Source organism: Bradyrhizobium sp. BRP56, assembly GCF_020194035.1.
Lineage (GTDB): Bacteria > Pseudomonadota > Alphaproteobacteria > Rhizobiales > Xanthobacteraceae > Bradyrhizobium > Bradyrhizobium australafricanum.
On record NZ_JADYVV010000107.1, the window covers coordinates 1 to 19405 of the forward strand.

Below are 19405 nucleotides of genomic sequence, written 5' to 3' on the forward strand. Positions count from 1 at the left end.
AGCCGGGAGTGTCTGAAATCGTGACGCCAATCGGCCGTAAGCGGGCAATAGATTGGCTGAGCGCCAATCCGACCCGCCGTCGTGATGCGGCTGCCACTGATCGTAAGCGGGCCGAACGCCTTTTTAATGCGGCCTGATCGATCTGCAAAAGACCGAGGCTGAAATACTGGCAGGCTGAGCGGCGTTAAGTCGCTCAGTCTGGCCTATCAATTTAGGTAGGCCACGCACGGCGGCTTTCTCGCTAAACCGCACTTCAGCTCCCAGCGGATTAAGGTTCATGGGAAAGCAGGGTGTGGGTTAGCCTTTATGATCCGAGGGGCTAACTTCACGGGGCAGTGCGGATGCCGCAGGGATAGCGCCTCTATCTAAGCCCCCCAGCCGATAAAGGCGCCGAGTCGCATCCGCGCGGCTCTTGAGCCGACGAGGAAATCATGGCACCAAAGGCTAAGCCTTTAAGGCATTTGCGCGCGCGGGACATTGCTGAAGCGGTCCATTTCGCGACGCGAGTATCCTATAAAAGGTGGCCGACGGGCGTGTGGTTTGAGCTAAGAGATCGGATGGTCAGAACAGCCGACGGGCAATTCTATCTTATCGAAGATCACCCCATTAAGCTTGACGGCCATGAAGTCGCACGGCCTTACAGTCTAGCGAGCGTCTTTGCGTGGCTGCATGATTGCCCACAACAGATTGAGCTTTGAACGGCCCAAGCGGGCCGCTTTTCGTTTGTAAATTTTCCGCGCGGATCTTTGTCAGCTTTTGGAAAGCTAGCCCGAATACTCAGCCATTGAGCTTAGCGGCGCGTGGCAGGGACAGTGCGTGCCCCGGTGTACGCGAGGGGGCTAGAGCGCCGAGTCACGTCACCGCTAATCTCAATTGCAGCGCGGGCGCGGTAGGGACAACGCCCGATTCTTATCCTGACCTGGCGCCGAGCCGTGCCCGCGTTGCTTCCGGTCGCTGAGACTGATCGCCCAAGCGTCTGGCGGCAACCAGTCCTGGTAGTTGCGCCACGGGCTTTCCCGGACGATACTTTCCGCCGTCAGCTTCAGTCGCTTGACGCTGGCCATGTTGAAGTTGGCGGGGCGTGGTAGGGACAGCGCCTCTCATTCCAGCTCGGGCGCGGAGTCACGTTGCCGCTAACTTCTACCATAGGTCCAAATGGACGGTGATCATCAGCGTGACAGACCTTCGCCCGCAGAGCTGAGACGTTCGGAGCGGATACTACGCGCCGATCAGATCGCACCTCGGGGCCTCACTAAGGCCAACGCAGCCGCCTATTGCGGGTGCTCCAAGGACGCGTTCAACACGTGGATTAAGAAGGGCTTGGTACCGGAGGCTATCCCCGGCACTCAGCGTTGGGATCGCAAGGCGATTGATTGGTATCTGGACCGGGCGTCCGGTCTGCCTACCGGGGAGACCGCATCGAGCGATCCGCTCCCAGCCTGGCTGACCTCAGAACGGAAGGCTGGCAGATAGGAGCGTACACGTCCAACCTTTTCAAGTGACTCTCGGGAGGCGCTCTATCAAAATTATACTACTGATCAGCCGGATCGCCAATGAACTTTATCCTTGCGACAATTAGGGGCACTCAGGGAGTGAAAGCAAATTGTCCGGTTGAATGCCGTCGGCCTTCGTCTTGATGTACTTGTGCCCGTTGTGGACGGCCACAATCACATCGGCCGTGCGCTTTTCCTCGACATAGAACTCCCATACACCGTTTTCGATTTCTTTGATCGTGTGATCGACGGATTGCTTCCACCTAGACCCGTCCGGGTTTACTCCGCCAACGTTTTTGATTCGCTCGTGAGGGTTCTGCCTGTCAGTCTTGTTGATGCATTGAATTCGTATGCGGCTGGTCACTCGGGTCTCTCCCATCTGCAAGAAAAAAGAGCCTCAGTGTGGACCTCGGCCGTGGGTTAGTGTGCCGACCAATCCCAGTAGGTTGCCTTGCATCCTTCTCGGCGCCGAGTCGCGCCCCCATTGCCAGGCGACCGTGACTGTGATGCGGCAACCAGTTCTGGTAGTTGTGCCACGGCTTTTTGCGGTGGATGTATCCTACCGACAGCCTTCTTCCCTCCCGAAGCTGGCGGTGGAGTTAGCGGCGCGCGTGGTAGGGACAGCGCTTCTTCTTCTCTCAGATTGAGCGCCGAGCCACGTGGCCGCTAACTCCCAACCATGGGGCCAAAGGATGCATATATTCGAGCGGCACATCACGGCCCTACGGTCGCAAGCGCTTGAGGTGCTTACAGCCAATCAGGCCCGGGCGGCCGATCAGTCTTTGAGCCTGGCAGATCGCCAAGTCGCGACATTTGATGCCGAGGAGGCTCGGGCAGTGTTAGGCATCCTCGACAGCGTGAAGCCCAATCTTAGGCCGAACGACGCGCGGCGGATCGCTGCACGCATACGCGCGCTTCTAGAGTGGGAGGGTTGAGTGCCGCACGACTCTCTCGGGGACAAAGGCGGTCAGCCCCGGTCTTCGGCGACGGTCTGGTCAACAAGGCCTACTTAAACTCGTGAACATCAGCGGCGAAGGAGTTCGACTAGGCAGCTCTCCGGCAATTCATGTCCTGTAGGGTAGCCAAAGTCATTTCGATGAAACGTCAGCTTTCTTGACCAGCACTTTAACGTACGTATCCATCAAGTACACCGAGCGCCTGGCTGAGGCTGGCGTCGAGCCGTCTGTCAGCAGCGTCGGAGATTCCTATGACAACGCTCTTGCCGAAACCATCAACGGTCTCTACAAGGCCGAGGTGATCCATCGGCGCGGGCCATGGCGCAGCTTCGAGGCCGTCGAGTTCGCCACTCTCGAATGGGTCGACTGGTTCAACAACCGGCGGCTCCTGGAGCCCATCGGAAACATCCCGCCGGCCGAAGCCGAGCAACGCTACTACGCCATGCTGGAACAACCAGCCAAGGCGGCATAACTTAAACCAAATGGCCTCCGGCAAACCCGGGGCCGTTGACTATGATTGCCGGAAAGAGCTTCAGCGAGCCTGCGAACAAACCCCTTCGCCTTTTCCTTGGGTATCGTCGTGACGACGGACATGCGCCCGTGCGACTCTTGCTTGCGGGTGCTCAACTTGGGCGCCGCTCGAGCAGGATAGCGCCGATGAGACGCAACCTTCGCTTGCAGCATCGAGTGCAGGCCGCTTAAACTCTAGCCCCTGAGGAGCCCGACGCTCCTTTCGCCAGCCGCCTAATCAGCCTCAAATCATTTGACAACGGACAACGGTTGCCCCGCTTGTGCGGTGCCATCAACCGGTCGGCCCTCTGCTGAGATGTTTCGTTGTCGTGCAGAACTTCGAGACTACAGACGCGAGCGATCGCCACGACGCGGCGCGAGATTCGCTGATGGTTCATGGATTTTGCTTTTAGCTCTGATGCCGGTAGCGGACTGGCTGCCGGGGTTCAGAAACCGTAATCGTGACCGGCCAATGTGCTTTTGGGGTGCCCTTGGACACGGGCGCACCGTCCCCGCCGAACGGGGCTGTTAGCACGCTGGCCCATTGATGGCCACTGATGCTGTCTTCGGTTTCTGAGACCCAAGCCTATGGTCGCACACAACCTAGACGGTTGCAATGTTAATATTCTACTCTAGGCGCGACGAAACCGCGCGCTTCCGTTGCAAGGCTCGACGCTGAAAGAACTTGGCCTTCCATTTGTAGATGCTGGCGTCGCTGACGCCGCCGATCTTGTTGACCTGCGACGAACGCCTTGTTCCCCACGCAGACCAAGGGCACGCCCGCTGCAGAACCTGGCACGGCAGCGCTCGACAGGGCCGGCCTCAGAAGCGCGGTCGGAAAGTGGATAAGTGTTCGGTGTGAGATTCCGCCCTGCTGATGCCACGCGCTTTGGTGTTGCGGGGCGGGCGTGGCGGGAAAGGTCGGCGCCGATCTCATGTGGTCAGCGATTAGCTGGCTGGTGGGGGTATGGGTCGTGGCCATATGTCCACTCGATTCTAAATTGGTGGTTTCCCTTTGAACGAGAACCTGAGCGACGTGCCCTGCCGCGGCGTCGACGGCGACGCGGTCGCCTCTTCCTCAGTGGCGTAGGGGCCGGAGTACTCAAAATTGAGCGCAACCTTCCACCGGCCTTTATGGCGCGACACGAAGTATTGAACGCCAGCCATAAAGCTTGCTCCGGCCTCGCCCCTGTGATCGACAGATGGCCTTACTCTGCAAATCTGCCGCGGTCGCCTCAACTACCGAATTTGGTGGGCTCGGAAGGAGCAGCGCCTTGTAGTGATAGGGCTGGACTGTTGCTGTGACCGGGGAGACCAACTGCCGGGCCTTGGTCGCTTCCCTTATTCACGAGCGATCGCGGCTGCAATCGGCGAGATCGAGTGTCGAGAGCGAGATGTCGCCTAGCTGCTAGCCAGTCTTTTCTCTCTCGTTAGAGTCAAAGGCTGGATTGATGACGGATTGGGAGACGATCCACTTTTCCATTATGACCGTGATCCCAAGCTCTTGTTCCGTCTCAGCCCTCGGGAAAACATGCGTTCGATCGTCAAACTCGTCAGGGTCCCTCACGGTAGCAGCACGATTTGAGCCGAACCGCGTTGCCGCGCCCTTTCTATTGCCCCCCTGCACGCCCTGGGGAACGTCATTGGGATCTCCGTTCTTAATTAATAGTCTTTGACTGCAATACTGGGCGATATGATCCGGAAGCGCCGATAGCGGCGCCCGCTTGGCTTCTTCCCGTACTCGCGCTCCCACGTCGAAGTGTCAATCCGCACATCCGTCATGTTCGCTGATCGCCTCAAAGATTACAACCTTGCCCTAGCGACCGTGCTTCAGAGCGTCAATTCCTTCGAGCTGGTCGGGGTTGGGCTCGTCCTTGATGTTCCAACGGATATCGCAAGCCGCCGAATCTTCTCCAATCGAACAAGCGCCTCTTGGAGTAACGAGGCTCGGAATTTGCAAGTCGTCGGCGCGGGGTGGCGCTGCTCAGCCGTCCTTCGGAAATCCCTCCGTTCAATGCAGAAACACCATAGCGGCGGCACGCCTGACAGCTCTTTATTTCCGTCAGCTACAAATTCTTGTAGTTGACCCGCGCGGTGTCCTCCGGGCTGAATCGCGATCAACCCCACAGGAGAGCAAAGCTATGTCTCCACTAGAAGCAATCACCCGTTGGCTGGACTCACAAGATTTGGGCATGCAACTTGAGATCGCCGGTTTCGCGACATTCTTGGTTTTCGGGGATGATGACACTTTCACGCTCGGCGACTCGGAGCAGCTCGAGTCTCTTTACCGATGGTTGAACGAGCCAAGCTTGGCATCGGGCATCGCCGCCGAACGTGCCCTGACCTTTCGAGTGTACTTCGCTTCCTTGGCCGAGGATAGATCGACGGGCGCCGGATGGAAGCGAACCGAAGTGTTGGTGCGGAGAATTCTGAAAGACGCTACGCGAGACGGGAGGTTTGCCGCTGCCCGCAAGGCGCAAAGGATGCTTGAGCTCTTGCCCGCCCGAAAAGAGAGCTGGAATCAGGTCGTGAGATCCTGGAATGAATTGGCCGCGACGTATCTAACACACGAGGCTCTCAGTAGTTGGAGCGCCGCCGAGAAGCTCCGAGGCCTGAGGGCGATTTCAAGCACCAGCGTTCCTGTTGCTGGGCTTGGGTCGCCTCATCGAGGCGCTGCTTAATTCTGGTAAAGCCGCAATTCCCCTGTGCTGCGGGGCGAGCGTCTGCATGCACCTGTCGGATCCATGGCGGCCACGCTAGCCGCTTAAAAGCATGACAGCGCATTGAAACTGACCGTCAGGGCCACCGGAGGATATCTCCACCCGACCGGCGGCCCACTTGCGATGCTGTAGCACAAGAGCCGAAACCGGCATCTCAATGGCAGGCACGGCTTCGCGCTTTTCTTCGAACATATGCCAATGCCAGCGGGCCTAACACATCGAGATGAACGAAAGTCTCCGGATAGGCTATATCGTTTCGGTAGCTTCATTGCTCGAGAGCCGCTCAGGCCGATGTTCAGGGCCGTAAAAGGTGGTACGTCCGCCTGCCTTCGGCGCAGACGTGGCTGCTGCTCGACATGATGTCGCGGCGGCGTCAGTGCCGCTGCGAACGAAAACCGACAAATATCGGACAAAATCCGCAATTGGTGACGAAAAGTCCGGATTGGCTATATAATATGAGATCGTTGGATGGGGGAGCCCGATGTCGATCTATAACCCTTTGAGAGACAAGCTGGTCGCAAACAGCTCTGCCTCGCTCAAGATGACCTTTGCCGACATCGAGATGCTTATCGGTCGCTCCCTCCCGAAATCAGCGTATGAATATGATGCGTGGTGGGCCAACGAAGACCCCGTCAAAACAAATCACAGTCACAGCCTTGCGTGGACAGTTCCGGGGTATCAAGCCGAACCAAATCGATTGCAGCGGACAGTAACATTTCGGCGCAGGGGGTAGCATTTTCCGCAAAAGCGAATGCCTTGAACCTGGTTCGCTAATTCGACAATCGAGGATGCGTCGTGAATGAAAATGATCACGCGACACGACTAAGCCCGTATCGACAAGACATGATATTTCTTATCGCAGTAGCCTCTCCCTCCGTTGGCAGCAAGCAAGGGGCGGCCGGGCGCCGATACGCGTGCCGAGCTCGATCTTGGCGTCCCTCATCTCCGCCAGCAGAGCCACGGGATCGAGCGTGCGATAGCTCTCGAAGGCGCCGTTCGTTTGACGCCTTTGCTCAGCTTCGGATGCGCGAGAGCGCACTCAGGGATCATCGCCGCTTCGAGTTTGGGACGGAGCGGATCGGCGACCTTGCCGAACTGCGCCGTTGCAGCTTCTGCATCGAACTCGGTGACGATGAAGGCGAAGACGACACGGCGCCCGGTCTTCCAGCAACCGGCTCACGTGGCTGTTGGAGATGGGTGCCGTAGTCGGCCGCTCCGAGCGCAGTCGTTCAATACCGAACTCGGCTGGGAGTTCTGTGAGAGCTCCTGGAATAGCCAGTTCTCGGGATGTCGCTCGGCCTGTTTCGCGGCTCAAATTTCATGTATCGAAGAGGGTACTGGCCGTGATCGAGAAGGCCAGCCGCAGCAAGAAATTCTGGACTCTTAACTCGATGCGGCGCCGAGCCTTATCGCCGGCCCCTACACACGCCTCCGTCTTACTGCGGATGCATCGTCCGCCCGGAACGAAATGGATTGAATGCGGCTCGTCCGTCGAAGCTTCGCCGTAAGCGGGAACACTTGCATCCAATGGCCGACGAACGGTCGATACGGGCGGAACGAGGACACGCGGAGCAGCTGCAATCAGGAAACTGACTCGCTGTCGATGCGCTGACTCTTGTCATGCTGATGTGCTCGAAGCCGCGCAGGACGGGTAACCGCGATTAGACATTTTCGGGTCAAGCCACTTAATCAACAGTCGGCGGACAGCATCCGCGACCGACCCGACATGCACTTTGCCCATCGACCGGCCGCTCAGGCGGCGCTTGCGACCCCGTCAACTACCAACCCTTGCAGTTGATGGAGGTGGCGGAAACGTGGCAATCGTCGTCAATATCCCGTCGGGGGCGTCGAATTCGAAACTGGGATTCAGAAGAATAAAAAAATTGCTAGCGGGCACGGTAGCCCTCAACACGCTGGCTGCTCCTGCCTCTGCCGTTGATCCGGCCGCGCGGCCTTACTTCAAAGCGCCTCCGGCGGTCATTCCGATCTATGATTGGAGCGGCTTCTACGTCGGCAGTGCTGGGACGTGGTCAACGCCGGCGGCGTGGTCGTCGCTCCGCCCGTTGGCATGGGGCGCCATCATGCGACGGGAGGCACGGTGGGCGGTCACATCGGCTACCGCTGGCAAATAGCGAACTCGGTGTTCGGTCTGGAGACGCAGGGCAATTGGGCCGATTTCAAGGGCTCCAACGCGAACCTTGCTTTCGCAGGCGTCCGGGATGACTCCACGCTTGATGCATTCGGCCTGTTCACGGGCCAAGTCGGCTATGCTTGGAATAACGTGCTGCTCTATGTAAGAGGTGGGGCTGCAGTCGTCCGTGACAAATACCGGGTCTCCGATTTTGCGACCGGGCTCACTATCGACAACGGCAGCGAAACTCGTTGGGGCGGCACGGTAGGGGCGGGCCTTGAATTTGGCTTTGCTCCGAACTGGTCCATCGGCGTTGAATACGACCACCTGTTCATGGGTCGTCGGGATGTGGATTTCTTTTTTTCACCCGGACTCGTGGGTGTTCCGGTGGGCACTTTTGCAGGGACTGCCCGTATCGGTCAGGACGTCGATATCGGCTTGGTCCGTGTGAACTACCGGTGGGGTGGCGTGATCGCCACGACCTATTGATCGATCTTCGCCAAAATGGCGCGGGTTCGCACCAATATCCTGAGCCGCATCGCGGCATAGAAACCTTGGCAACAGGGACTCGCATCAATAGCGCTATCGGCTTCTTGTCGGTACATCGGCTCGAGCTGGTTAGGCGTGGTTCAAAGGAATCTGGCTGATCTGGTTATGACGCAGCGCCACGGCGAGATCGCGGCGAACTCAAGCGTGCTGCCGTGGTCGAACGCCAGCCGCTTAGTGGCTGGCTGCGCCGATTTCCCGGCCCCGTGCCTCCACCTGCATCACCGTCGGCTTTCCGGCCGTCGGAGAATGATGAGGCAAAAAATAGTTTTGTCGACCGTCGTAGTTAACCCGGCCCTCGCTTAGGGAGACACAGGTCATCGATTACAATCGTTCCGGTCGGCCGCAGCACGCTCATCGCACAGGCAGCGCACTGAAATGCGAGCCGAGGTGCGAGCCGGGCGCACCTTCGTGCTACGACTTGGTCGACCAGGTCGAGGCCGCACTGGCCACCTCGGACGAAAGGCCGACGAGCGGTCGAAGCGGCGCTCGTGCGAGGGTGGGACATAACGTCGACGACGTGATGGCTTGCGTCATCGTCGCTGCCGATCTCTGCGCCCGATCAGCCTGCCGAACCCCCGCTGGCGCGGATCAATTGGGAGCGCCTCGGAGAGCGGATGCAAAATCTCGAGAGGTGGATCGGCAGCGCTGAAGCGGAACTCTTGTGTTAGGACAGAAACGCGGCTGTCATCCGAGCCGCATTGCCAGCGTCTGCTCGTAGTAGATCACCTCCGCGAAGCCACGGCCGAGGAAGACCGCCAGTGGGTCGGCGACGAAATCAAACGCGAAGGGGGATGAAGAACAAATCGGTTTGCCTGATCCGACCGGGCTGCAATGAAGATGACCCCCTTTGACAGGGTTGCCCCTCTTTACAACTTCCGATTGCGTGATAGTAATCCCCTCTAGCCCTAAGAGGGGGGCGGCCGTGGCGATCATCGAGAACATTCGTCTGCTCAAGGGCGTAGCCGTGTTGCGCTGATTGACTTCATGAAGGTGGTTGACGAGACCCACCTCACCGACCTGCGGAAATACTGTAAACCCTAGCCGCCATCAGCAATGGAGCGCATGTACCGGCTTAACCCAACAAACCATCTGTGTGTCCGGCTTTGTCGCGCTGCAATCAAGACGCCACGATGAGGAGGTCCGGTTCTATGCCTTTGTCATGCTGGCGGGTGACGGCGACGACTATCGGCGCCTGCCGCTGTCAATGCCGCTAGCATGAATAAAATGGGCTAGATACGGCCGAAAGTCGCCCACACCCCGTCTTCGCCGTCCCAGCTGCCGCGGCTCGCCGCCTTGGAGTACTCCGTGGCGCGCTGCTCGAAGAAATTGGCGTGCTCGACGCCATTGAGAATCTCGACGAGCCACGGCAGCGGATGCGCCTTGAGCTGGGTGAACCCGCCCTCCTTCGCCTCGAAGAAGCCGAAGACCGGGGCAATCCGGAGTTGGGCCAGTCGCCAGTCGGCGACGTAGCGGACGTAGGCGTGGATATGCTCAGGCAGCATCCCCTCGATCTTGCCAAGGCCGAAGGCGAGCTCGACGAAGTTCTCCTCCAGCTTCACCATGGTCTTGGCTACGTCGACAATGTCGTCGCGGACGGGGCGCGTCACCGCGCCGGTTTCGCGGTGCCATTCGTGAAATAGCTTGATGATGCCCTCGCAGTGGAGACTCTCGTCGCGCACTGACCAGCTTACGATCTGTCCCATGCCGTTCATTTTGTTGTGGCGTGGGAAGTTGAGCAGCATGGCGAAGCTGGCGAACAAGGCCATGCCTTCGGTGAAGGCGCCGAACATCGCCAGGGTACGGGCGACATCCGCCACGCTGTCGACGCCGAACTCGTGCATGTAGTCCGCCTTGGCGCGCATCTGCGCATAGCCGCGGAATGCCTCGAACTCGGTCTTAGGCATACCGAGCGTCTTGAGTAGCAGGGCATAGGCGTCGATATGAACCGTCTCCATGTTAGTGAAAGCGGCCATCATCATCTGGACGGTGAGTGGCTGGAAGATCGGAATGTACCGCTTGAAATAGTTGTCGCCGACCTCGATGTCCGACTGAGTGAAGAAACGGAAGATCTGGGTGAGCAGCGCGCGCTCGCTGTCGGTGACGCGGCCCGAAGCCCAGTCGTTGAGGTCGGCGCCGAGCGGCACCTCCTCGCCCATCCAGTGGGTCTGCTGCTGGCGCTTCCAGAACTCGTAAGCCCAGGCATAGCGATCGACGTCGTAGCTGCCGGTCGAGTCAAGGAGGCCGACGCGTCCCTTGCCGATCAACGTGCGCGGATCGGCGCGCGATAGATCGATCACTGACATGCGAGGCACTCCTCATAGTCGGTGCGCTGCCGCGCCGGCTGCTGCGTCGGCGTTGCATCCCCGGCAATCTTGCCGGCGAACGCCGCGCGCGAGATCGACTTTGATCGACAGTAGTAGAGGCTCTTCACCCCACGCTTCCACGCCGTCCAGTGCAGCATGTGGAGGTCCCACTTATCGACGTCGGCCGGCAGATAGAGGTTGATCGACTGGCTCTGGCAAATCAACGCGGCGCGGTCGGCGGCAAGCTCGACGATCCAGCGCTGGTCGATCTCGAAGGCGGTGCGAAAGATCGCTTTCTCGTGCTCCGACAGGACGTCGAGATGGGCGACCGATCCGTCGTGCGCGATGATCGACTCCCAGGTCGCCGAGGTGTCGGCGCCTTTCGCGGCCAGCACCTTAGCGAGGTGCGGATTGCGCACCGAGATGGCGCCGGATAGCGTCTTGTGGGTGTAGATGTTGGCCGGGATCGGCTCAGTGCAGGCGCTGGTGCCCCCGCAGATGATGCTGATCGAGGCGGTCGGCGCGATTGCGATCTTGTGGCTGAAGCGCGCCATCACGCCGCGTTCCAGGGCATCCGGGCACGGGCCACGCTCGCGAGCGAGCGCCACGGATGCGGCGTCGGCTTCGCGACGGAGTTTTCGGAACATGTTCAGATTGAATGACTTGGCCAAGGTACCCTCCATTGGAATGCCCTTGGCCTGGAGAAACGAGTGGAAGCCCATGACGCCGAGGCCAACGGAGCGCTCGCGCAGGGCGGCGTAGCGGGCACGCTTCATTCCGTCCGGCGCCACCGTGATGAAGTGCGTGAGCACGTTGTCTAGGAAGCGCATGACGTCCTCTATGAAGCCGGGCTCCTCATTCCACTGGTCCCAGGTCTCGAGGTTGAGCGACGACAGGCAGCAAACCGCGGTGCGCTCCTCGCCGCGATGATCGATGCCGGTCGACAGGGTAATCTCGCTGCACAGGTTGGAGGTCGAGACCTCGAGGCCGAGCTCGCGCTGGTGCTTGGGGAGCGCACGGTTCACGGTGTCGATGAACAAGAGATAAGGCTCGCCGGTCTGCAGCCGGTTCTCAAGGATGCGTTGCCACAGCTGGCGGGCGTCGATCTCGCGGACGACCTCGTTAGTCTTCGGGCTGCGCAGAGCGAATGCGGTGCCGGCGCCCACGGCACACATGAACTCGTCGGTGACGTTGATGCCGTGATGTAGGTTGAGGCTCTTGCGGTTGAAGTCACCAGACGCCTTGCGGATCTCGAGGAACTCCTCGATCTCGGGATGGTGGATATCGAGATAGACCGCCGCCGAGCCGCGCCGCAACGAGCCCTGGCTGATCGCCAGCGTGAGGCCGTCCGTGACGTGGATGAACGGGATGATGCCCGAGGTGACGCCGCCCCTCGCCTTCTCGCCGATTGAGCGAACATTACCCCAGTAGGTGCCGATGCCGCCGCCATTGGAAGCAAGCCAGACGTTCTCGTTCCAGGTGCCGACGATGCCTTCGAGCGAGTCCGACACTGAGTTAAGGAAGCACGAGATCGGAAGGCCGCGCGTCGTGCCGCCGTTGGAGAGCACCGGTGTGGCCGGCATGAACCACAGCCGAGACATCGCATCATATAGACGTTGGGCATGCGCAACATTGTCCGCGAAGGCGCAAGACACTCGGGCGAACATGTCCTGGAGGCCTTCGCCGGCGAGCAGATAGCGGTCGGTCAGCGTCAGCCTACCAAACGAGGTCAGCAGGTCGTCGCGCGACCGATCGAGCGAAAGGTCAGACGGAGTTGGCGATCGCGCGGGGGGCCTCGGCAGGGGAGCCGGCAATGCTGGGGGCTGCACAAGACACAGTTCAGGTGTGGTAGGCTTTGCCTGCGCTGAGGGCTGCCGCACACTCGGCAGCTCAATGAGATGACCATACTGATCGAAATCGTAAGACGCCGACATCGGCAACCCCGTGATATTTGGGGGCTGGGACCGTGCGGACGACTTGCGAGGGGACCGGGCAAATGTCCCCGGCTGCAAGCGACCCACCGGGCACCCCGCCCGAGGACATGGGTTCTGTCGCGGTAGGTTTCCTGGCTCGCGGGTCGCTGCGGCTGTCGGCCTTCCCAGCGCTGTCGCGCTAATGCCTCGGAATAGCCGCTGCCGACACAATGGGTTCCCCCCTAACACCGTGCCACCATATATGCGAATTTAAAACCACTACGACACCACATATAGAAGCCTTTGCCCAGACTCGTCAAGACGGCACAGTCAAGTTAACCAGTTGGAGCAGCCCCGAGGTCGAGGTTCGAAATTCGCCGAGCGCCTGTCCTGAGAGCCTCACTCAAAAAACATAGATGTCTCAAGGCCTGGCCAATCGGCGAGTTAGGAGCCTCAGATGGGCGACGAGCGGCCAGGCGAGCTCGGTAGCGGCGGAACCTTCGAAGTCTTTGCAGAGATGCCCACATCTGCCGAGCCACGCAAAGGTGCGCTCGACGACCCAGCGCCTGCGATCGGCCAAGATGTGCTCAAACCTTTGGAAGTGGCGTCGCAAATTCTCCAACAGGGGAACAGCAACCCTGGACATCCTGAATGTTGGCATCGATCGGTTCGCGGTCCGCGAATTGAGTTGGGCCGGATCGGGTTTCGGTAGCCATACGCGTCTCGCCATTCATCGCTTTCTGTGGCCTTAGATCAAAAATTGTCTGGAGCCCGACCGCAAATCGATGCAGCCGCCCGTGGCAATATCCCAGCTTAGTGGATTTGACCCCGCCAGCTCTCACATCAGACGTGCCAACTTTGCCGAAGAGACGATTGGTATGCTTTTCGCAGGCCCGGCGAGCCGCCTCACGTGCTCAGTTGTCTGGCCGCGAACATAAGCCGTCCTGACCGAACGCGGTCATGTCAGGTTATTGGCAATCAATCCTAACGGGATGAGGCGGAGCTATGCTTGAGTCTGGGTGACGAGCCGATCCGGCGGCGCGGCCTTGCTGGGTCGGAATGAAGCCGTTCGCAACATTGGCGTGAGCGGCGGCGAAGAACCGTGTTGTATCTCACCAACGACCTTGAAGCCGTGACGTTGGTAAAAGGGAATGTTTTCAGGGTTCGAACTTTCGAGGTAGGCAACAATGCCGTCCTCATCGCATCGTTGAAGGGCGTAGTTCATCAGCAACGTGCCAAGCCCTTTTCCGACCCAGTTCGGATCGACGGCAATGAGTGGCAGATACCAATGTGGCTCGTGGGGACGATGTTCGGCCATTCTCCGCCGCAAGTGTGCCATATCCTCGGTAATCTCCGGGCGCAGGGATAGCGCCATGATTGCATCCAATGCCTCCTCATCTTGCTGCACGTTGGGAGGCAGCCACAGGGCCGCGCCACGAATCTCTCCCGCGACGTAGGCTGTGCCATGTGCAAATGCTCGGCCCCCACAGGCGTCAATGAACTGAGGCATGCTTCTAAGGTATTGCCTTGGGTCAGGCCAGCTCCAACGCATCAACGGATCCGCGGCAAAGCCGAGCACAATTGTCCAGACAGTGCTTGCACGAATGTTTGCGTTCGCAGATCTGATATCTGATTCTTCTGTCATGAAGTCGTTTCGGGGCTCTGTTTTGGCATTGGCCTTCCAAGGAGGAGCATGGCATCGACACATCTGACGGTGAGCGGAATGGATGCACCGACGGGGACTCGCCGGGTGCATTTGGTTTCCCTTCCGAGATCTCCGCCTGTCTCAGACGGCTGACTTTGACGGCCACTTCGGACGAAGGCTCCTTGGTAGGCAATGCTTGGATCTACATATTCCTGGCGGGCTTCTGCGCTTCCACGCCCTATCTGGAACCCGCCCCGCCCTTCCCAAGGAAGCTCCGACGTTCTCAAGGTCGACACGGTTCGGCAGCCTGCAACCGTCCGCGAAGGGAATGACATGAGGACGCCTTTGATATTGCAAGTGCGAAGAAGTCAGGGCATGGCGAACATCGGGCGATGGCTGCCTGAACCGGGCTCCGGCACGAGCAAACAGCCAGCCAAGTGTCGCGCGTCGAGGTCCAGACTAGGCAAGGAATCATCACCTCGTCTCGTATTGAGCGGTTCTCGTAAGTTTCTTGGTCAAAACACATGCTAAGTGCGAAACCTCCATTGCCAACGTCGTGTCCGCGGTCACCGGCAGAGAGAGCTTTCGTCTGCGAGACTCATATGCGTAGTACAGCGGCTTTCCAATTATCGCATGTTGTCCGCGCTCCTTGATGTTCTTGTCTCGGCGCATCATCGCCGCGATTCGCGATTGTCGGATCAAGGCAACGGGACTGGATACCACGACGCTGCCGCCGTCGACCTACTGAACAACGCAACTTGGGATCGCGCGAGAGCTTTCGTGCATTGATTGATCGTCAGGCGTGTCGATCGCTCGCACAACGGCGTTAGCTCTATCGAGCGAAAACGTTGCTGTCGTGCCCTCGTCGTACTTGACGCCCAGGTCAGTTGTATCCGCCGCGATCCTTGCCATAGTGGGAAAGACAGCAGGCTGACGTAGTTGCGTGAGTAACTCTCGTAAAAGAGGTTTTTGGCCACAAGCGTTGATGGCTTCGTAGGACTTGTTCCAACTCACTCCCTGATCGGAACGGTTTGGAAGATTTCTTGGCGCTGGTATGCTTGCCACACCAGGTCCGAGATCCACGTGGTGAGTCATGTTGTTTCGTTCTGTCTTGGAAAACTGTAGTCGTCGGGGCAGCATATCAGAAGGCAATGTAGCGAAGACCTCCCCAGAATAGGTAGGGATCTATCCGCCCTTGATGCTGAGTTGGCCCGGGTTCAACCTTGAGCATAGTCTGTCGAACGCCATCCGGAACTGCCCCCTTTTCGTCATGAAGAACTGCCCCCACCATCGGACGTTTGATGGTCGCTTCCGCCGGTGACGGGACGGAGGGAGGCGGAGCCGACCGGACGGCCGTCACCGGCGGTCGGCGGTTTGATGAAGCCACTCTTGGCGCGGAGTCGGTAGCTGTCGCCGCGGATCGTCAGCACGTGGCGGTGGTGCAGGAGCCGGTCGAGGATCGCGGCAAGAAGACGCGCCTCCAGTAGACGATCCACCGGAAGCGGCGGATCTGCTTTGAGGCCGTCGTCTACGTTCGCCAGTCGACGGCAGACCAGGTCATCAACAACCGCGAGAGCGAGCGCCGCTAGTACGGCTTGGCCGACCTTGCCCGGCAGCTGGGCTGGAGCGAGGTGGCCGCAATCGACGACGAACTCGGTCGCTCTGGTGGCGGCACCGCGCGTCCCGGTTTCGAGAAGCTGCTCGCCGCCATTTGCGAAGGGCAAGTTGGCGCTGTGGTCTCGAGTGAGGCCTCTCGGCTGGCGCGCAACGGCAGGATTGGCATACGCTCCTGGAGTTCTACGGGCTCGTTGGAACACTGATCGTCGATGAGGATGGCGTCGACGATCCTCGCCATCCCAACGATCGCCTTCTGCTGGCATGAAAGGCACGATGAGCGAGATGGAGCTGTCTATCGTTCGGCAACGCTCGCTTGAAGCCTTGGAGCAGAAGGCACGCAGGGGTGAGCTCTTCCTCAACGTCGCCATCGGCTATCTCAAGGTCTCCAACGATCGGATCGACAAGGACCCTGATCGGCGCATTCAGGAGGCGCTCGCACTCGTGTTCACCAAGTTTGCCGAGATGCAGACACCGCGCCAGGTCCACCTCTGCTTACGGCAGGAGCGAATCACTTTGCCCGGGGGGCGGCCATGGCCCCGAGGGCCGCCACGTCGAATGGAAGTTACCAGTGTACAATACGATCTACCACATCCTGACCAATCCCGCCTATGCTGGCGCCTATGTCTTCGGGCGCTCGGGCAGTCGGGTGACGATCGAGGCCGGCCGCAAGAGGATCGTGCGGGGCTTCCGGCGCGAGCGCAACGACTGGGAGGTTTTGATCAAGGACCACCATGAGGGCTACATTACGTGGGCGGAGTTCGAGAAGAATCAGGGCCTGATCACCGACAACGCCAACGGAAAACGCTTCATGAGTCGAGGCTCGGTTCGCAGCGGCGAAGGCCGGCTCGCGGGTTCTTCGTTGCGGCCACTGCGGCCGCAAACTTCACGTTACCTACAGCGGTACGCACAGTACTGTCGGGCGGTATCATTGCCGCGGTAGCCAGATCAACCATGGTGGAGACCCGTGCATCTCATTAGGCGGTCTGCGCGCGGATCGCGCGATCAGCGCGGAGGTCATCGCGCGGCTGCAGCCGCTGGGTATACAGGCAGCGCTGGCGGCCATGGAAGCGCGCGGCTGTGAACACGCCGACAAGCTGCGTCAGCTCGAGTTGACTCTGGAGCAGGCACGCTACGAGGCAACTCGCGCTCCTCGGCGATACGAGGCTGTCGATTCGGACAATCGCCTTGTTGCCGGCGAGCTGGAGCGGCGCTGGAACGAACGCCTGGTCGCTGTCCGCGAGCTTGAGGGCAAGCGCGACACGTTGTTGGCTACGCCGGAGATGACGTTGAGCGACATCGATCGCGATCGGTTACTTGCGCTTGATTCCGAACTCAAGAGAGCTTGGGAAAGTCCGGGTGCAACAGCTGCGACGCGCAACAGGATCATCCGAAGCTTCATCAATGAGATCGTTGTGCGCATGCGCGACGAGGTGCTGGACTTGATTGTCCACTGGCATGGCGGCGATCACACGGCATTGCAGGTGAGGAGGAACCGCACCGGCGAGCACCGCGGCGGATGTGGTCGATCTCGTTCGTGTCCTCGCGCGTCAGATGCCCGACAGCATCATCGCCGCGGTTCTCAACCGCGCCAGTAGGTCGACAGGGCGTGGCAACAGTTGGGCCCGCGTCCGCGTCCGCGTTCGCAGTCTGCGCAACCAACACGCCATCGCGGCCTACCGAGAGGACGAGCGCGCCCAGCTGCGTTGAAAGTCAGTCCTTCGACGGCTCGCCGTCTGATCGAAGAACAGAGCTTGCCTGCGCAGCAGCTGTGCAAAGGCGCACCGTGGATGGTCAAAGCGGTTGATCTGGAACATCCCCAAGTCAAGGGCGCGGCGGTTCCGGCGGCCATCGTCTGGCGATCCGGGTCAAAAAGAAACTCAACTCCAAGGGGGTAGCGAGGTGGGCAGCATGAACCTGACTCGAGCGCGCGAGCAGCAGCACGTTCTCGCCGTTGGCGATCCAACGTGACGGCGGCCAGGTCGCGGATCTGCTTCGGTCGATCGACGGCTGCGTCTATGATCCTTGCGCACGACCTCGCGCTCGCACAGTAGGATCAGCGTCTCACGCGCCGACAGGTTCACGCGCGCCGTCTCGTCGGGCAGGTTGTCGAGCTGGTCGCGGATGCCGGAGAGCTGCGAGCGCGCCAGCATGGCCCCCAGCCAATCGATTGGTGCTTCGGTGACCTTCTTTGTACGCACCATCAGAAGCTCCCTCCGATCGTAGCTTCGTATTCGGCAAGAGGACGTAACAACGAGGGCAGTGGTGAAGGCGCCGGCACTGTCGGTGTCGCGGTTGCTGGTTGGCAGACCGCGCCATCGCGACAGGCAACCCCGTCGAGGTGGGCGAACTCGACGATCCGCAGCCGGCGATCCTCCGATTGCCTGTGACCGCAACCTCGCGCATGCCATGGTGGATGCGCACCTCGCCAGCCGCGACCGTCACCGCCACGCGCTCGCTGATCAGCCGCCAGGGTACCGTAGTTGTTCGTATCGATCTCGACAGCACAATCGTTGCCGACGACGCGGGCCAGTTCGCGCGGCGATCCGAGCGACGCCGAGCGGCTTCGACCGGTGTACCTCGTCACACGCAAAGCGAGTGATCGGCGCCACGCCCGTCGTGCCGTGGATACGTACGTTCGCCACCCCGCCCTCCCACTCGGCGAGATGCGTCTCGAATGCCTCCCAGCTCGCGAAGGAATGCCCCGCGATCACGCTCTTCTTCACGTAGCGGACGCCATTCTCCGTCTTGCCCTTTGTGCGCGCCCGATACGGTGCGCAGGCGCGAGGACGGAAGCCCCAATGCTTCGCGAACGTGATGAGCTTGTCGTCAAACTGAACCGACCGGCTCACCTGTCGTGGCGCACCACGAGCGCGCGTGGATTGTCCTTCAGCACTTCCTCCGGCAAGGTCGTGAATGCGCTCTCGAGCCCAGCGAACCAGTGCTCTTGCTTTTCGGCGCGGGTCGCCACGAACACAAATGCTTTGACCTTCGCCCCGCCGATATCGACCAGACGCTCGCCGAAGTCGATCTGTAGCTGCCGCCCCGGGGGCGTCTCGAACCGGGTCGTCGCCAGAGCTTCGGCCTTCAGTGCCTGGCGGTAGGGCTGCACGGCGCGTCGCAGCGTTCGCCGGCTGACCGCCAAGCCGTTTTCGGCCAACAGGTCGTGACGGACCGCATCCGCATTGCCGCGATGTCGAATGAACCTCTCGCGCAGCCAGCCTTCAAGGCCATGACCCGCTTCGCCCGCTCAGGCGACTTGAAGGCTTCACCCACCCGCGCCACGTAGTCCTTCACCGTCTGCAGCCCAGCTGGCGCGCAATCCGCTTCAGACCTCACCCACACACCCTCAGGTGCAACATCTCCGTCACGTCATCCGGCGTATTCATCACCTGCCCCTGTGAATTACTCCACGACAAGCCTTTGATTCGTTAGAGCTGGCCCCGCAAATTCGGACAGTAGCTTGAGTGGATTTTCTGCCTGACAGCGGCGAGGATTCTTGCTGCGAATCAGGAGCGAAGATGACGAAGAAGAGCCGCCGGACGCATTCTCCGGCATTCAAGGCGAAGGT

Annotated in this window: 12 protein-coding genes and 4 pseudogenes; 7 read left to right on the top strand and 9 right to left on the bottom strand. The window is 60.1% G+C overall.

The genetic code is table 11. The features are described from left to right. Nucleotides 1-1575: 1575 nt before the first annotated feature. Nucleotides 1576-1872, bottom strand: a complete 297-nt coding sequence (locus tag I6F38_RS41110) for a DUF3892 domain-containing protein (RefSeq protein WP_011091022.1) — start codon at nucleotides 1870-1872, stop codon at nucleotides 1576-1578. A gap of 752 nt (nucleotides 1873-2624) precedes the next feature. Between I6F38_RS41110 and I6F38_RS41115 the strand changes: the two are divergent. From I6F38_RS41115 to I6F38_RS41125, 3 genes and pseudogenes are all read left to right on the top strand, one after another. After that, a pseudogene (locus I6F38_RS41115) lies at nucleotides 2625-2921 on the top strand (integrase core domain-containing protein); the annotation flags it as partial. Nucleotides 2922-6160: 3239 nt separating this feature from the next. Next, nucleotides 6161-6412, top strand: coding sequence for a hypothetical protein (locus I6F38_RS41120; protein WP_014490241.1), 252 nt, complete (start codon nucleotides 6161-6163; stop codon nucleotides 6410-6412). Nucleotides 6413-7705: 1293 nt separating this feature from the next. Then, nucleotides 7706-8299, top strand: a complete 594-nt coding sequence (locus I6F38_RS41125) for an outer membrane beta-barrel protein (protein WP_011082835.1) — start codon at nucleotides 7706-7708, stop codon at nucleotides 8297-8299. A 744-nt stretch (nucleotides 8300-9043) separates the two neighbouring features. Here the strand turns inward: I6F38_RS41125 and I6F38_RS41130 are convergent. The 6 genes and pseudogenes from I6F38_RS41130 to I6F38_RS41155 all read right to left on the bottom strand — a co-directional run. Continuing rightward, a complete protein-coding gene (locus I6F38_RS41130; protein WP_014490244.1) occupies nucleotides 9044-9301 on the bottom strand; it encodes a hypothetical protein in 258 nt (85 codons plus the stop codon). 287 nt (nucleotides 9302-9588) lie between these two features. Beyond that, the gene (locus I6F38_RS41135; RefSeq protein ID WP_014490245.1) at nucleotides 9589-10662 is read right to left on the bottom strand and encodes a ribonucleotide-diphosphate reductase subunit beta; all 1074 of its coding nucleotides are present in this window, start codon (nucleotides 10660-10662) and stop codon (nucleotides 9589-9591) included. Next, nucleotides 10653-12398 (bottom strand): ribonucleoside-diphosphate reductase subunit alpha, encoded by a 1746-nt coding sequence (locus I6F38_RS41140; protein ID WP_307724541.1) that lies wholly within the window; start codon nucleotides 12396-12398, stop codon nucleotides 10653-10655. The genes I6F38_RS41135 and I6F38_RS41140 overlap by 10 nt, the downstream gene beginning before the upstream one ends. A gap of 598 nt (nucleotides 12399-12996) precedes the next feature. Then, nucleotides 12997-13143, bottom strand: a pseudogene (locus tag I6F38_RS41145) (transposase); the annotation flags it as partial. Between the two features lie 435 nt (nucleotides 13144-13578). Further along, on the bottom strand, nucleotides 13579-14220 hold the full coding sequence (locus I6F38_RS41150; RefSeq protein WP_043900134.1) for a GNAT family N-acetyltransferase: 642 nt from the start codon (nucleotides 14218-14220) through the stop codon (nucleotides 13579-13581). 1268 nt (nucleotides 14221-15488) lie between these two features. Further along, a pseudogene (locus I6F38_RS41155) lies at nucleotides 15489-15692 on the bottom strand (ATP-binding protein); the annotation flags it as partial. Nucleotides 15693-15851: 159 nt separating this feature from the next. Here I6F38_RS41155 and I6F38_RS41160 point away from each other — a divergent pair. From I6F38_RS41160 to I6F38_RS41175, 3 genes and pseudogenes are all read left to right on the top strand, one after another. Next, the gene (locus tag I6F38_RS41160; RefSeq protein ID WP_231088716.1) at nucleotides 15852-16040 is read left to right on the top strand and encodes a recombinase family protein; all 189 of its coding nucleotides are present in this window, start codon (nucleotides 15852-15854) and stop codon (nucleotides 16038-16040) included. A gap of 365 nt (nucleotides 16041-16405) precedes the next feature. Continuing rightward, a pseudogene (locus I6F38_RS44340) lies at nucleotides 16406-16564 on the top strand (recombinase family protein); the annotation flags it as partial. Nucleotides 16565-16898: 334 nt separating this feature from the next. Beyond that, nucleotides 16899-17432, top strand: a complete 534-nt coding sequence (locus I6F38_RS41175; protein WP_011082845.1) for a transposase — start codon at nucleotides 16899-16901, stop codon at nucleotides 17430-17432. 282 nt (nucleotides 17433-17714) lie between these two features. Here I6F38_RS41175 and I6F38_RS41180 read toward each other — a convergent pair whose 3' ends face one another. Then, nucleotides 17715-18038 carry a hypothetical protein gene (locus I6F38_RS41180; protein WP_014490252.1) on the bottom strand — a complete coding sequence of 108 codons (324 nt, stop codon included), beginning with the start codon at nucleotides 18036-18038 and terminating at the stop codon, nucleotides 17715-17717. A 98-nt stretch (nucleotides 18039-18136) separates the two neighbouring features. On the opposite strand from I6F38_RS41180, the gene I6F38_RS41185 reads away from it, so the two are divergent. Further along, nucleotides 18137-18436, top strand: coding sequence for a hypothetical protein (locus I6F38_RS41185; protein ID WP_028144341.1), 300 nt, complete (start codon nucleotides 18137-18139; stop codon nucleotides 18434-18436). Nucleotides 18437-18682: 246 nt separating this feature from the next. On the opposite strand, the gene I6F38_RS41190 is transcribed toward I6F38_RS41185, so the two are convergent. Beyond that, complete coding sequence (locus I6F38_RS41190) at nucleotides 18683-18979, bottom strand: hypothetical protein (RefSeq protein WP_125459292.1); 297 nt, start codon at nucleotides 18977-18979, stop codon at nucleotides 18683-18685. Between the last annotated feature and the right edge of the window lie 426 nt (nucleotides 18980-19405).

Excerpts from the sequence above, each read along its gene's own strand:
- I6F38_RS41110 (WP_011091022.1), bottom strand. The coding sequence starts at position 1,872 with ATGGGAGAGACCCGAGTGACCAGCCGCATACGAATTCAATGCATCAAC.
- I6F38_RS41120 (WP_014490241.1), top strand. The coding sequence starts at position 6,161 with ATGTCGATCTATAACCCTTTGAGAGACAAGCTGGTCGCAAACAGCTCT.
- I6F38_RS41130 (WP_014490244.1), bottom strand. The coding sequence starts at position 9,301 with ATGTTCTCGATGATCGCCACGGCCGCCCCCCTCTTAGGGCTAGAGGGG.
- I6F38_RS41135 (WP_014490245.1), bottom strand. The coding sequence starts at position 10,662 with ATGTCAGTGATCGATCTATCGCGCGCCGATCCGCGCACGTTGATCGGC.
- I6F38_RS41150 (WP_043900134.1), bottom strand. The coding sequence starts at position 14,220 with ATGACAGAAGAATCAGATATCAGATCTGCGAACGCAAACATTCGTGCA.
- I6F38_RS41175 (WP_011082845.1), top strand. The coding sequence starts at position 16,899 with ATGGAAGCGCGCGGCTGTGAACACGCCGACAAGCTGCGTCAGCTCGAG.
- I6F38_RS41180 (WP_014490252.1), bottom strand. The coding sequence starts at position 18,038 with ATGGTGCGTACAAAGAAGGTCACCGAAGCACCAATCGATTGGCTGGGG.